This is a genomic window from Leeuwenhoekiella aestuarii (assembly GCF_004104055.1).
Taxonomy (GTDB): Bacteria; Bacteroidota; Bacteroidia; order Flavobacteriales; family Flavobacteriaceae; genus Leeuwenhoekiella; species Leeuwenhoekiella aestuarii.
This window is the reverse complement of sequence record NZ_QOVJ01000003.1, coordinates 349486-364204: the sequence shown is the minus strand read 5'-3', so window position 1 is coordinate 364204 and position 14719 is coordinate 349486. Positions and strand designations below refer to the sequence as shown.

The window sequence follows — 14719 nt, the reverse complement described above, 5'->3', positions numbered from 1 at the left end:
ACTCTTTTATTAGATTGATAATTACATGCGATGCTGAAAAATCTGATAGTATGCTTCGTTAGCGTTGATTGTATCTTTAAAATCACGCACACCAGTCTGATCATCTATAACCAGCAATTCAATACCTGCAATATCGGCAAAATCTTCCATAAATTCAGTAGTCACCGCCTGGCTGTAAACAGTATGATGTGCACCACCTGCAAGAATCCAGCTAGTTGCAGCAATATCAAGATCTGGCTTACAATCCCAAAGCACACGAGCTACCGGTAAATGTGGTAAATCTGCTTCTGGCTTTACAGCTTCAACTTCATTGACAATTAAGCGAAAACGGTTACCCATATCTACTAAAGAAGCATTGATCGCAGGACCTTCTGGTGAATTAAAAACCAAACGTGCAGGATCTTCTTTACCGCCTATTCCTAGTGGGTGTACTTCACATTTAGGTTTTGTATCAGCAATAGAAGGACAAATCTCAAGCATGTGAGAACCTAAAACATAAGATCCTTGTGGTGTGAAATGATACGTGTAATCTTCCATAAATGAAGTTCCACCTTCAAGACCTATGGCCATAACTTTCATCGCACGAGTTAAAGCAGCGGTTTTCCAGTCACCTTCTCCTCCAAAACCGTAACCATCTGCCATAAGGCGCTGTGTAGCGATACCCGGTAATTGTTTCAGTTCTCCTAAATTTTCAAACGTATCTGTAAAAGCTCCAAAACCGCCTTCTTCTAAAAAGGCTCTTAGGCCCAATTCAATTTTAGCTGCATCAACCAGAGATTGACGTTGTGCTCCACCGTCTTTTATTGAATCAGCAAGCTCGTATTCCTCATCATAAGTCTTCAAAAGAGCATCAAGGTCTTCTTGTTTGATCTCATTTATTTTTGCTACAATATCTGAAGAGTCAAATCCATTTACGGTAAAACCAAAACGCATTTGTGCTTCTACCTTGTCTCCTTCAGTTACTGCTACTTCACGCATATTATCACCAATACGAGCAACTTTAAGGTTTTGAAATTCATTCCATCCAAGAGCCACACGTGTAAATACACCCAATTTTGTTTGTACACGTTTGTCTCCCCAATGACCTACTACTACTTTGCGTTTTTTACGCATACGAGACATCATAAAGCCAAATTCACGATCACCATGCGCAGATTGATTTAGATTCATAAAATCCATATCAATCTCACCCCAAGGGATCTTTGCATTAAACTGTGTGTGCAAATGGCAGATAGGTTTTTGAAGTAAATTCAATCCTTTAATCCACATTTTCGCAGGTGAAAAGGTATGCATCCATAAAATTAATCCGATGCAATTTTTATTGCTGTTAGCCTCCAGGCATAAGTCTGTAATTTCATTTGGAGTCTTTACTAGATCTTTATAAACGATCTTAATCGGGATCGCTGCAGAGTCGTTAAGACCCTTGGCTATTTCTTGAGAATGTGCAGCTACTTGATTAAGCGTTTCTTCGCCATATAAGTGTTGGGTTCCTGTAACAAACCAAACTTCGTACTGGTCAATATTATAATTCATAAATTACTGTAATCTATTATGTTAATTAGTTGTTTGAACTTTTAAGAAAAATACACGTAGATTCCTATCACAGCGATGCAAATAAATATACCTGCAGGTTTAAGATATTTCCAAGGAGTGATATCTACCTGACGCGTATATTCTTCTATATAATCTGTCTTGCGTGGGAAAAATTTGCTCACACCAAAAAGGATAACGAGTACCAGACCAAAGATGATCCCCATAATGTGTAAGAAACTTGGGAAAGCTTCTTTAGCGATCTGAGCAAGCTCTGAAGCGTCTGTTACACCTGCTAATTCTGCTGCAGCAACCGCATCACCCGCAATGATAGGCTTAATGATGTAAAGTGTTACCAGATAAGTTACAACAGCAAATACAATTGCAATGTTTGCAGCTTTCCCTGAAACTCGTTTTGAGAAATAGCCTACTAAAATTATTGCTAAAATCGGTACACTAAATGATCCGTTAAGTTCTTGGAGGTAGTTAAAAATACCACCCTCTACTCCATAAAGTAATGGCGCTATTGCCATAGAGAAAACGGCTAAAAAGATACCAAAGGTTTTACCAGCACGTACTACTTGCTTTTCTGAAGCATTATTATTGAAATACTGCTTGTATAGATCTAAACCGAATAAGGTAACCGAACTATTTAATGCTGAGTTGAACGAACTCAAGATCGCACCAAATAAAACTGCTGCAAAGAAACCTACAAATGCTGTAGGCAAAACTGCTTTTACAAGCATCGGATACGCCTCATCTGCATTGGCAAGGTCACCGTTAAAATATTGAAAAGCAATGATACCGGGAAGCACTACAATGATAGGTCCTAATATTTTCACAACTGCTGCAAGGCACAACCCTTTTTGTCCTTCAGCGAGATTTTTTGCTCCTAAAGCACGTTGAATAATAGCTTGATTGGTTCCCCAATAATAAAAATTTACAATGAGCATCCCGGTAAACAAGGTTGTCCACGGCACCGAAGAATTGGGTCCACCCAGAATTTCAAACTTTTCAGGTAGGTTTGTAGTAAGTACATTCATCCCTTCAATAACACTACCATCACCCACAGCCATTAAACCGAATATAGGAATCAACAAACCTCCTACAATAAGTCCAACTGCGTTTATAGAATCTGAAACCGCAACAGCTTTAAGTCCTCCAAAAATTGCATAAATAGATCCTATAATTCCAATTCCCCAGACAGTAACCCAAAGTGCAGACTCGGGCTCCATCCCCATACGTTCTGGGATATCAAACATCGTGTTAATCGCTAATGCACCAGAATAAAGTACAGTAGGCAGCATCGATATCGCATATGCCATCAAAAACAGGATTGACACAATCGTTTTCGTAAGTTTTCCGTAGCGCTTCTCTAAAAATTGAGGTATGGTTGAAATCCCACCTTTTAAATATTTAGGCAAGAGTACGAAAGCGGTAAAAACCATAGCAACAGCTGCTATAATCTCATAAGCTGCTATAAGTATACCTTCGCTAAAACCTACACCATTAGTACCTATTATTTGTTCGGTAGAAAGATTTGTTAATAATAAAGACCCGGCTATAACAGGACCTGTTAAACTACGACCTCCTAAAAAGTACCCATCTGATGTTGTTTCATCTGTAGTACGCGAAGCGAAATACGAAATAACCGCCACTAGAAGTGTAAATGCGGCAAAAGTGATTAATCCCATAATATGATAATGTAATTGATTAGTTTAAAAATTAACAGCCCTGACCGTAATATGCATCCTTACCGTGCTTGCGTTCATAATGCTTTTTTATAAGCGAATCTTTAAGCCTTGGAGCATTAGGATTTATCTGCAGCGTCAATTGCGCCATACGAGCTACTTCTTCTAACACTTTACTGTTGTATACCGCTTTAGCCGCTGTCTCTCCCCAGGCAAAAGGTCCATGATTTCCCAAAAGCACCATATTTACCTCTTTGTAATCCAGGTTTTTATCTTTGAAGCAATCTAAGATTTGAATCCCTGTGTTATGCTCATAATTACCCGCGATTAGATCGTCATGCATAGGTGGTGCGCAGGGTATATCTGCAGTTAAATGATCTGCATGAGTTGTACCAAAAACAGGAATATCCATCTGTGCCTGAGCCCAGGCTACAGAATAGGTAGCGTGCGTGTGCGCGATACCTCCTACATCTTCCCAATGCTTATATAAATAAGCGTGTGTTTTAGTGTCTGAAGACGGACGCTTATCCCCTTCAACAATAATGTTATCATAATCTACAATAACAATGTCTTCAGGTTTTAAACTTTCATAAGGAACTCCACTGGGCTTGATAGCAAATACACCATTTTTACGATCTACTGCACTAACATTTCCGAAGGTATAAATAACCAGACCTAAAGCATCTAGCTCCATATTTGCTTCGTAACATTCCTCTTTTAACGATTTATACATGAGCTTCTGTTTTCTTTTTAGATTTTACAATCGACTTTTCTACAAATTGGCTTAAAACTTCATAGCGCTCCATCAAATCGGCAAATTCTTCAAGATGCTCTGGTTGTGGATGATATTCTGCTTCATAATCACTTCCTAAAGTTTTACTCGCTTCAATTACATCAGGGTAAATCCCTGCTGCAACAGCTGCATAAACCGCTGCGCCAAGAGCTGGAGCCTGATCTGAAGCTGCAACTTTAATTGGAACATTAAGTGTATTTGCCAGTGACTGCATAATAAATTTTGATTTACGCGCAACACCACCGATACCAACAACGGTTTTGATCTCAATACCCTCATAGGCAAAACGATCTAAGATCTTTTTAGAACCAAAGCAAATTGCATTGACCAAAGCTTTAAAAATATGTGGTGCCCGGGTTCCCATATTGAGGTTGGTAATAGCAGCTTCCAGTTCCTGATTGGCATCAGGCGTTCTTCTACCGTTGATCCAGTCTAATGCAACCGGAATCGCCTCATTATGCGGGATCGCTTCTGCCGCGTCAGATAATTTTCTGATAAAATCTGAATCGATCTCTTCTTTAAGCTTTTCTTTTTGTTCTGCGGAAAGTATATCTGAAGTCAACACCAGATTATCAATAGGCCAACTCAATACATCTTTAAACCACGCTAATAAATCACCAAAAGCAGATTGCCCGGCCTCAAGACCTACAAGCCCCGGAATAACCGAACCATCAACCTGACCACAAATACCACGAACGGTTTTATTTGCTGTAACTTCTGGTGAAGAAACGCTGATATCACAAGTAGAAGTTCCCATTACACGAACTAATGTGTGCTCTTCAACCTTAGCTCCCACGGCACCTGCATGCGCATCAAAAGTACCAACCGCTATAACCGTGTCTTTAGTGAGACCTAATTTTTCTGCCCAGGCAGCACTTAAATTTCCAGCTATTTCGTCTGATGTATACGTTTCTGAATATAAGTTATCTCTTAGTGTAGCCAAATACGGATCTAATTTCCCTAGAAATTCTTCGGGAGGAAGCCCGCCCCAGCTCTCGTGCCACATCGCCTTATGACCGGCAGCACAACGGCTACGCTTGAAGTTTTCTAATGAAATCCCCTCAAGTAATGCATAAGTTATCCAGTCGCAATGCTCCATCCAGGAATGCGCAGCTTCCTTTACTTTTTGATCTTCTCGAACTACATGTAAAATTTTTGCCCAAAACCATTCTGACGAATAAATTCCGCCTTCATATTTTGTAAAATCTTCTCCACCCCAATTGCGAGCCAGTTCATTGATTTCATTAGCTTCTGCTATAGCGGTGTGATCTTTCCACAACACCATCATGGCATTAGGGTTTTCTTCAAAACCTTCAGTAAGTGAAAGCGGAATTCCCGCTGCATTTACCGGAATTGGAGAAGAACCTGTTGTATCTATGCAAATCCCTTTTACAGATGCAGCAGGAACACCACTTCTTGAAACAACTGCTTTTATCGTATTCTCTAATCCTTCTAAATGATCTAATGGATGTTGTCGAAAACGATTTTCTGAAGCATTGCAAAACAGACGCTCTTTCCAACGTTTGTAAAAGCTTACTTCAGCTTCTATTTCATGACCATTTGAAGCATCAATGAGAACTGCTCTTACAGAATCAGAACCGTAATCCAGCCCTATTACATATTCTTTCATAAACTAAAATCTTACTATGTAACAAATCTAATATAATCTCTTTTAAAATGTAGAAATGACACTTAATATTTTTAAGGAAATTTTATGAGTGACTAATGAATCGGTATTCTAATGACATTCAACGAATAAGGAGCTACCTCATACATTGCCGAACTACCTCTTACCTTGATTTCTTCAGTAATCGGACTAATTTCATCTTGTGATTCAAAAGAATTTTCTTGTGAAAGATTCTCTTCTTTCAACACCAAAACCTTTCCTTTCCCCTTCAATTTTTTCCCTTTAAAATTTAAAGAAATCTCTTGTACATCGCTTGATGTATTTACAACTTTTACCACAACCTCACCTGCCTCAGAATCTAAAGTAGCAGACGCATAAAGCCCGTCCTGACCTACTAAATTTTTTCCGTCTTGAGTTACCGCTATCAAATCGGTTCCTTTGTTAGTTGAATATAATTTTTGAACTTGGTAATTAGGTGTCCCATATGATTCAAGGTTGTTAAACCAAATCATATCTGGCGTCCACTGCCATCCTTCGGCGTGTGCCATCAAAGGAGCATATGAAGTAAGTTGAACAATTTCTGCATTACGCTCTAGACCAGTCATAAATGCTGCTTCTGCTAATGCAGTATCCCAATTATTTTTATTGTCTGGGCTTGCTATGGCTACACTTTGAGCCGCGTATTCTCCTGCAAAGATTTTAGGCCCGTTACGATCGTAACTGTCATAACGTGTAGCATTTTCTTTAAACCACTCTGGGCTTCTGTAATAATGCTCATCTATGATCTCTGCTCCTATTTCTTTCAACTCTTTCATTCCGTATTCAAAGTAATCTCCATCAGGAAAGGGTCCACTACCTGAAACAATGATAATATTAGGGTACTTTGAAGAAATCGCTTCATTAAATACTTTATAACGCTCAATATATTCTGGTCCCCATTGCTCGTTACCTACACCTATATATTTCATATTAAAAGGTTCTGGATGGCCCATATCTGCACGCACTTTTCCCCAAGGCGTATCTGTGCTTCCATTTGCAAACTCGATAAGATCTAATGCATCCTGAACATAAGGCTCCAATTCATCCATAGGTACTAATTCGCCAGTGTTGAATTGACACGCAATACCACAACTTAATATAGGAAGCGGCTCTGCTCCCAAATCTTCCGATAGCTGAAAATATTCAAAAAATCCCAAGCCAAAAGACTGATAATAATCTGGAGTTAAACGGTGATCAAACTCTGTATTCCAACGGTTTACTAAACTTGGACGTTCTTCTACCGGCCCTACAGTTTTTTTCCACTGATAACGGCGTGCCAGTGTACGCCCTTCAACAATACAACCTCCAGGAAATCGCAAAAAACCGGGATCTAAATCATATAATAACTGAACCAAATCTTTACGTAAGCCATTCTCTCTACCGTTCCATGTATCTGTAGGAAAAAGAGAAACCATATCTAAACCTAATTCTCCAGTTCCTTCAAAAGTCAACTTTAAAGAACCTTTCATAACGGTTTTATTCGGAACCATTTCAACCTTATAATTTTTCCATTCTGATCCAGAAACCGGTACCGAAACCTCAGCAATTGTATTGCCGTCTTCGTCTAATAAAAAAGCATTTACTTCAGAAACAGTACCTTCCATCTGTTTGGCGTTAAAGGTAAAACGATACGTGTCTCCTTCTTTAATTCCCATCCCGCGGAAGCCTTCATTATGTAGCTCATAACCTTCAGCATTCTTAACCTGAACTCGAATGAAGTTTAAGTTGCCCTCTCCTTCAAAATATTTAACCGGCATCGCAAAGCCAGATTCATTATTGTAAGAATGTCTGTCACTATTGGGTTGCGACCAGCCCATCATAGAGATCGTAAATTCAAAAGAGCGGTTTTTAATCATTTCTGCATACAAACCACCGTCTGCAGCAAAGTTGATATCTTCAAAGAAAATACCATACATCGTTGGCTGTATTGGTGCGATGGTCTCGCTCATATCTACCATTAATTCTTGCTGACTAAAGGCAGTGTTATTTCTCAACAGTGCGGAAGCCATTATAGCTATCAAGCCTATCTTTTTTAGTGTTTGTGATATCATCTTTTAAGTGTGTTTGTTGGCTTTTATTCTTTTGTCTTGATTGTATTAATCAAGCGAACGCCATAAACACCAGCAGTTACAGAACCTTCTTCAGCCTCAAAACGTACCGTTAATATTTCATTATCTGCGACTAATTCAGCCGGTAATTCATAATCTACTGTAAAGAATTTATCACCTGCTGCACCCATTAATTGAGGGTTTGCAATGACTTCTCCATTTACTAATATCTTAAAATCACGATTGGTATCTTTGCCAAAATAAGTCACCCGCAAAGCTTGAGCTTTTGCTTCTTTATTTTTGAGATCATAACTAAACCAACCTGTCGCATCACGCCAGTGCCTGTTTTGATTAAGACCACTGTTTGAATTTTGAGATTGGACACCGTGATCTGATTCGGGTTGTTGCTCACCGGGAGCGACAAAATCTAAAGTTATTGAGCGTAAATATGCTTCTGCTTCTTGTTTCTCTTTCAACTCGCGTTGCATTTTAGCAAGACCTTGTGGAGTTTCCCGTTTAAAATAAATGGAATAACGCTTCTCATGAATTTTATAAAAAGGCTGCAGTACCAAATCTTTATATTCTGAAGGATAGAATAAATCTGAAGCCTTAAACTCCAGTGCCTTTCCGGGAATAGGTTTAATTTTATCTAAAATAGACTTTCCTTCTTCAGAAATAAACATCGGGGCTTCATTTAAAGGTAGAAATGGACCATCTGCGATATGACCGCCGCGACTATCATCAGCAAAAAGTCCGTCTTGATTATCTTCACCTGTTACTGCTGCCAAAACAATAGGGCCATACTTTACAGAAACGTAACCCGATTCATCAGGGATTTCCTCCAGACTTAAATGCATCGGTAGTTCAAGCTTTATACGATCTCCATTTTTCCATTTACGCTCAAGTGGAAAATAAGAACCCGGAGTTACAGCTATTTGCTGAAGTTTTCCATTTACATAAAGTCTTAATTCTCCGGCCTTAACCCATTGCGGATAACGCATCATCAAAGTCGCCTTAGTCTTCTTTTTACTACTCCAGATCAGTTCTGTTGAAGATTTATCAGGGAATTTTGTCTCTTGCCGAACAGATGCTTTCTTTTCATCCCAATTCACTTCAGAAGGAATAAACAGATTCACGTAAAGCTTATCGTCGTGCTTCGCATAAATAAGCTCATTGTATTTAGTATGATTCTCCATACCAGAACCTACACAACACCAAAAACTGGTCTCAGGTTGTGAGTATACGCGATAATGACCAGGTCTGATAGGCGTAAAGTACACAAAGCCACCATCTGGATTTTGGGTAGATAAAATATGGTTATACAAGCCACGCTCGTAAAAATCTATATAGTCTTCGTTTGCTGTATCCTCAAAAAGCATTTTACTCAATTTGAGCATGTTATAAGTATTGCAACTTTCTGGTCCCTGCTCACTGCTCAAAACCGAAGAAAAATCATCGATTGGGTTGAAATGTTCTCTAACACTATTTCCTCCAATACTTATTGAACGCTTTGAAGTCACGTTCTCAAAAAAGTTTACAGCCGCATCATTATATTTTTTTGCACTTTCCAACTGACTGATGCGCTCAAAACCGATGAATTTTGGAATTTGCGTATTGGCATGCATTCCCGTTAAAATATCCTGGCTTGCAGCTATAGGCTCTAAAACTGACTTCTGCGAAAAGTCTTCAGCGAGTTTTAGGTATTTCTTATCACCGGTTATTGCATAGACATCGGCAAACACTTCGTTAAGCCCGCCGTGTTCTGAACGTAACATATCCTGAATTTGCTCCTCACTTAAATCTTTAGTGACATCCAGAAACCAGTCAGTTAACTTGATAAGTATATCTTTTGCCTGCGGAATTTCGGCGTGTACCCAGGCATCTTTCAGTCCGTTAAACGTCTTATGAATGTTATATAAGGGTACCCATTTATCATTGAGGCTGAAGCTTCCTGCATTAATTTTTCCGCTTTTAATTTCGGTCCAAAGCGCTTCACTTCCCGGCACTCCACCTATGTACCCATTAGCGTTGGCTTGCTGTACTTTGTGAAGTTCAGCCAATGTGTAATCGAGAAGCCCTTTTGCTTTTTGATCTCCGGTAGATGCATAATACATAGATAAAGCAGAAATGTAATGACCTGCGGTATGACCGTCAAGTCCAGAATTTTCCCAGTTAGTGTAGGATTCTGCTTTGGGTTCTAAACCCGCCTCTCTTAAAAAAGGAGCTAATAAACGGTCTGGATCGAGTTGCTTTATATATTCAAAATCGGTCAAAGCGGCTTCTTTAAATACGCCTTCAGTAACTGAAACCTGATTCAATGGAAACATTTCTACCGCTTGCTGTGCTGAAGTAGAAAGACCAAAAACTAAAAAACTAAAAACTAGATTTTTCATATTAATCGAGTACTTTTTCTTTTAAACTTGGCCAGCCTTCTGCATCCCAGGTTAATTCAGAAATTTTTAATTTCGGCGTCCCCCTGTCATTAGCATCATAGGCGTGAAAAATGATATAATCCTTCCCGTCAAAAGTGTAAGCACTATTGTGACCAGCACCATACCAGTTATCATTTCCTTCAATAATCAAGGTTCCTCCTCCGTTATTTAATGCTTTACCTTCCTTGTCAACATAAGGTCCTACAGCATTTTTAGAACGACCTACCACAACTTTATAGGTGCTATTTTCACCACGACAACACAAATCCCAAGATAAAAACTGGTAGTACCAGTTGTTCTTTTTAAAGATAAAAGGAGCCTCTAAAGCAGCATCACCAGGATTGGTGTCTGCCAAATCAAAAGACCGCTCTCTGCGGGCGATGGTATGCCATTCCTGCGGTTGAGCTATAGATTTTAAATCTTCAGAAAGTTTTACCATTTTAAGCCCCTCCCAGAAGCTACCAAAAGCCAACCATGGCGTTTCGTTATCGTCAAAAACAAGATTAGGATCTATAGCGTTCCATAAATCACGGTTGGGTACAGACTGTATAACAATTCCATGATCTTCCCAGTTGTAATTGGGGTCTTCACTATCTAGCGTTGTATTAATAGTCAATCCTATTGCCGAAGTATTTTTCGCGAATGTGGAAACTGAATAGTACAAATAGTACTTACCATTATAAAACGTAATATCCGGAGCCCAAATGTGATTATTAAAATCGGCAGCAACATCATCTGCCCAAACCGGTTCTTCAATAAAAACCTGAGGTTCTCGCTCCCAGTTTTTAAGGTCTGGTGAACTGAAAACAGAAATTCCTCTTCCGGTACAAAAAATATAATACGTATCCCCTTGTTTGATCGCGACGGGGTCGTGCACCCGTATATCTTGTGCAAAGAAATTACTGAAAATAAACAGGCTTAAAAAAGTGAATAAAGTTTTCATAGTCTAATTTTCAGGTTGAATGCCTTCTGAGCTCATCACAATGCGTTTGATGGTTCCGTCTTTATTGTAGTATAAGCGATCTACACAAACCGAGCGGTGAAAGCTGCTACCGTGGGTTGGAATACTTCCATTATGATACACAAAATACCACTTACCTTCAAATTCAATAATAGATTGATGGTTAGTATTGGAGTTGCCCGCAACCTCATTTAAAATGCCTTTATATTCCCAGGGACCGGTTATAGATTTTGACATCGCATAAGCCGTTTTCTCAGGAAAATCATATGCATATGATAAATAGTACCAATCACCACGTTTGTGAATATATGGGGCTTCGGTAAATTTTGGTAAATCTACCGTATGTATGGGGCCATCTATCTCAATCATATTGTCTTTGAGTTTTACATATTTACAAACCTGATTTCCCCAATATAGATATGGGGTTCCGTCATCATCAATAAAAACAGTAGGATCAATATCATCCCAGCTAATATCAGTCTGGGTTGTCATATCATTTGTGATCAAGGCCTTACCTAGAGCATCTTTCCACGGGCCTTCCGGGCTATCGGCAACAGCCACACCTATCGCCTTACCGGGTTTAGAATCGTTATGTTCAACAGTTACAAACCAGTAAAACTTACCGTCTTTCTCTAAAACCTCAGCAGCCCAGGCAGAATGAATTGCCCAATCAAAATCTGTGGGTTTTAAAGGTACCGGATGCTCTTTCCAGTTGATCATATCATCTGAAGAATACAACAGCCACTCATTCATTATGTAACGCTCCTGATCATCAGGTGCCTGGTCATGACCAGCATAAATGTATACCCGACCATCATACACCAGTGCTGCAGGATCTGCGGTGTATTTATCTGTAATAATGGGATTGTTGGTGGAGCTTTCAAGCTTTTTAAACAATTCTTCTTCCCGCTGCTGATCCTGAGCAAAACCCAACGTAGCTGCACAAAAGTATAGACTAAAAAAAAATGACCTTCTTTGACTTTTACTCATTTTGCATCTTTATATTCCTAGCCCAGAATTTTAGTTTCCCTCAAGAACCACTACCGAAAACGGAGGCAACTCCACTTCAAGAATTCCTTTTTTAAGTTTGAACTTTTTGAATTTTTCAGGCTGAATCTTTTCCGGTGATTCAAAGGTATTATGATCTTCAAGTGTTTTTGAAGTCAGAATTTCTGCTGTAAAGCCTTTCAGTTTTAAAGCGCTTACATCAACACTTATGGTATTTGACTTATTAGCATCGATGTTTACCAAAGATATGTGCACCTTACCTTCAGCATCTTTTGAAGCCGAAGCATTTACAGCCGGAAGTTTTTCGTCATTATATGCATAATCTGGCGTAGCAAGTTCGATAGGAATAAGCTGCGCATCCTGATGTACGTTGTACATTTTCATCACGTGGTACGTGGGTGTTAAAATCATCTTCTCTCCTTCGGTAAGAATAACAGCCTGAAGCACATTTACCACCTGAGCCAGATTGGCCATTTTTACACGTCTTGCGTGATTGTGGAAGATATTCAATGTCATACCGGCAATCATCGCATCACGCATAGTATTCTGTTGGTATAGAAACCCTGGATTAGTATCCTCCATAACATCATACCAGCCGCCCCACTCGTCCACGACAAGATCAACTTTACCTTTAGGGTCGTATTTATCCATGATCTCCACATGCTTGGTAACGAGTTCTTCCATCAGCCAGGCTTGTTCCATAGTCTTAAAATACTGCTCCTCAGAAAACCCTACTGAAGGTCCTTTGGCATTCCAGTCTATTACCGAATAATGGTGTAACGCAACACCCTGAAGTAAGTTATGCGGAATGTCGCGCATCAACACTTCAGTCCAGTGATAATCATCATTACTAGCTCCTGAGGCAATTTTGTACAACCCGCCTTCAAGACCGGCATCAGACATAAATGTGGCATACTTTCGGTAGATGTCTGCGTAGTATTCTACTCGCATGTTTCCGCCACATCCCCAGGCTTCGTTACCTACTCCCCAGTATTTTACACCCCAGGGCTTATCGCGACCATTTTCTTTCCGCCAGTCAGACATAGGGCTTATGCCGTCAAAATTAACATACTGTACCCAGTCTGCTAATTCCTGTACTTCTCCACTTCCTACATTTCCGGCCAAATACGGCTCAGCACCAAGCTCTTCACAAAGGTTTAAAAAGTTATGTGTACCAAAGCTATTGTCTTCGGTTACATTACCCCACCATGTGTTTACGATCGTAGGTCGCTCACTTTGCGGCCCTACTCCATCTTTCCAGTGATACGTGTCAGCAAAGCACCCTCCCGGCCAGCGTAGATTAGGAATTTTCAACTCTTTTAATGCATTGATGATATCGTTACGAACACCCTCAGTATTTGGAATATTGCTTTTTTCACCCACATATAGACCGTCGTAAATACAACGCCCCAAATGCTCTGCAAAATGACCATAGATATGACGACTTATCGTAGGTGCATCATCTGATGGTATTATTCTTATCGTTGCATCTTGCGCACTAACTAAAGAGAAGCAGCTGAGTGCTACCAGTAATGCACCTATAATTTGTAGTTTATTCTTCATCTGTAAATTATTTGTATTTGATATTTTTATATTTCTATTTAAATCTCTTCAATAAGATATATCGCTTTCGTAACATCTAATCGAAATTTAAAATTGTTTAATACTTCAAAATTAAATAAGTGTGTATTTTACATTTCCAAATGTATGCAAACATTTTAGAACTAAAAAAACATATTTTAAGAAAATTTTAATTTTAGCAGCTATTTATTAACATTTCGTGATTCGATAACTGTTTTTATTACTGTATTATTAACATTTATTTTATTTTTGGGATCTTACTTAGCTATATTCTATATTTTAGCTTTTAAATAAATGTGTTGTTATGCTCAATAATTACAATACCGAAGACAAAGTGCTTCTTGCGGTAGATTGTATAATTTTTGGATTTGATCAGGAAGATTTAAAAATCCTCTTGATTAAACGGGATTTTGAACCTGAAAAGGGAAAATGGTCTCTAATAGGTGGGTTCTTAAAAATGACTGAAACTTTAGATGATGCAGCAAATCGTATTTTGCACCATCTCACCGGTTTTGAAGAGATCTATATGGAGCAGCTTTACAATTTTAGTAAGGTAGATCGGGATCCCGCAGAGCGAACACTTTCGGTGGCGTATTATGCTTTAATTAATATTGAAGATCACGACGAGAAACTTATTGAACAATATTCTGCTAAATGGTTCAGTATAGATGAAGCACCATCACTCATATTTGACCACAATCAAATGGTACAAAAAGCCATTTTAAGATTACGTCGTAGAGCTATCTCAAAACCCATTGGTTTTGAGCTTCTTCCCGAAAAATTTACAATGCGTCAATTGCAAAAATTATACGAATCTATTTTAGACGAAAAATTAGACAAGCGCAATTTTATTAATAAAGTGAATGGTCTGGACATCTTGGTAAAACTTGAGGAGAAAGATATGACCTCATCTAGAAAAGGTTCGTACCTCTATCAATTTGACAAAGAGAAATACGACCGAAACGTAGAAGACGGTATCACTTTTAAGATATAACATAACTCCGTCATT

The 14719-nt window shown here is 39.0% G+C and carries 10 protein-coding genes; 1 reads left to right on the top strand and 9 read right to left on the bottom strand.

Annotated features, from left to right (window positions below; translation table 11 throughout):
- Nucleotides 1–21: 21 nt before the first annotated feature.
- The 9 genes from araA to DSM03_RS10445 form a co-directional block, all read right to left on the bottom strand.
- On the bottom strand, nucleotides 22–1533 hold the full coding sequence (araA, locus tag DSM03_RS10485; protein ID WP_128760469.1) for an L-arabinose isomerase: 1512 nt from the start codon (nucleotides 1531–1533) through the stop codon (nucleotides 22–24).
- Nucleotides 1534–1574: 41 nt separating this feature from the next.
- Nucleotides 1575–3224: a solute:sodium symporter family transporter gene (locus tag DSM03_RS10480; RefSeq protein ID WP_128760468.1), complete on the bottom strand. Its 1650-nt coding sequence runs from the start codon at nucleotides 3222–3224 to the stop codon at nucleotides 1575–1577.
- Nucleotides 3225–3255: 31 nt separating this feature from the next.
- Nucleotides 3256–3954, bottom strand: a complete 699-nt coding sequence (locus DSM03_RS10475; RefSeq protein WP_128760467.1) for an L-ribulose-5-phosphate 4-epimerase — start codon at nucleotides 3952–3954, stop codon at nucleotides 3256–3258.
- The gene (locus DSM03_RS10470; RefSeq protein ID WP_128760466.1) at nucleotides 3947–5644 is read right to left on the bottom strand and encodes a ribulokinase; all 1698 of its coding nucleotides are present in this window, start codon (nucleotides 5642–5644) and stop codon (nucleotides 3947–3949) included. The genes DSM03_RS10475 and DSM03_RS10470 overlap by 8 nt, the downstream gene beginning before the upstream one ends.
- A 92-nt stretch (nucleotides 5645–5736) precedes the next feature.
- Nucleotides 5737–7731 carry an alpha-L-arabinofuranosidase C-terminal domain-containing protein gene (locus tag DSM03_RS10465; RefSeq protein ID WP_128760465.1) on the bottom strand — a complete coding sequence of 665 codons (1995 nt, stop codon included), beginning with the start codon at nucleotides 7729–7731 and terminating at the stop codon, nucleotides 5737–5739.
- A gap of 23 nt (nucleotides 7732–7754) precedes the next feature.
- Nucleotides 7755–10121 (bottom strand): glycoside hydrolase family 127 protein, encoded by a 2367-nt coding sequence (locus DSM03_RS10460; RefSeq protein ID WP_128760464.1) that lies wholly within the window; start codon nucleotides 10119–10121, stop codon nucleotides 7755–7757.
- Nucleotide 10122: 1 nt separating this feature from the next.
- A complete protein-coding gene (locus DSM03_RS10455; RefSeq protein WP_128760463.1) occupies nucleotides 10123–11103 on the bottom strand; it encodes an arabinan endo-1,5-alpha-L-arabinosidase in 981 nt (326 codons plus the stop codon).
- A gap of 3 nt (nucleotides 11104–11106) precedes the next feature.
- Entirely contained in the window at nucleotides 11107–12111 is a 1005-nt protein-coding gene (locus DSM03_RS10450) for a glycoside hydrolase family 43 protein (RefSeq protein WP_128760462.1), read from the bottom strand.
- A 30-nt stretch (nucleotides 12112–12141) separates the two neighbouring features.
- On the bottom strand, nucleotides 12142–13692 hold the full coding sequence (locus DSM03_RS10445) for an alpha-N-arabinofuranosidase (RefSeq protein WP_128760461.1): 1551 nt from the start codon (nucleotides 13690–13692) through the stop codon (nucleotides 12142–12144).
- Nucleotides 13693–14014: 322 nt separating this feature from the next.
- Between DSM03_RS10445 and DSM03_RS10440 the strand changes: the two genes are divergently transcribed.
- Entirely contained in the window at nucleotides 14015–14704 is a 690-nt protein-coding gene (locus tag DSM03_RS10440) for an NUDIX hydrolase (protein WP_128760460.1), read from the top strand.
- Nucleotides 14705–14719: the final 15 nt, after the last annotated feature.

What these genes read in the sequence shown, in the direction of transcription:
- araA (WP_128760469.1), bottom strand. Translation starts at nt 1,533, where the DNA reads ATGAATTATAATATTGACCAGTACGAAGTTTGGTTTGTTACAGGAACC.
- DSM03_RS10445 (WP_128760461.1), bottom strand. Translation starts at nt 13,692, where the DNA reads ATGAAGAATAAACTACAAATTATAGGTGCATTACTGGTAGCACTCAGC.
- DSM03_RS10470 (WP_128760466.1), bottom strand. Translation starts at nt 5,644, where the DNA reads ATGAAAGAATATGTAATAGGGCTGGATTACGGTTCTGATTCTGTAAGA.
- DSM03_RS10440 (WP_128760460.1), top strand. Translation starts at nt 14,015, where the DNA reads ATGCTCAATAATTACAATACCGAAGACAAAGTGCTTCTTGCGGTAGAT.
- DSM03_RS10455 (WP_128760463.1), bottom strand. Translation starts at nt 11,103, where the DNA reads ATGAAAACTTTATTCACTTTTTTAAGCCTGTTTATTTTCAGTAATTTC.
- DSM03_RS10480 (WP_128760468.1), bottom strand. Translation starts at nt 3,224, where the DNA reads ATGGGATTAATCACTTTTGCCGCATTTACACTTCTAGTGGCGGTTATT.
- DSM03_RS10475 (WP_128760467.1), bottom strand. Translation starts at nt 3,954, where the DNA reads ATGTATAAATCGTTAAAAGAGGAATGTTACGAAGCAAATATGGAGCTA.
- DSM03_RS10450 (WP_128760462.1), bottom strand. Translation starts at nt 12,111, where the DNA reads ATGAGTAAAAGTCAAAGAAGGTCATTTTTTTTTAGTCTATACTTTTGT.
- DSM03_RS10465 (WP_128760465.1), bottom strand. Translation starts at nt 7,731, where the DNA reads ATGATATCACAAACACTAAAAAAGATAGGCTTGATAGCTATAATGGCT.
- DSM03_RS10460 (WP_128760464.1), bottom strand. Translation starts at nt 10,121, where the DNA reads ATGAAAAATCTAGTTTTTAGTTTTTTAGTTTTTGGTCTTTCTACTTCA.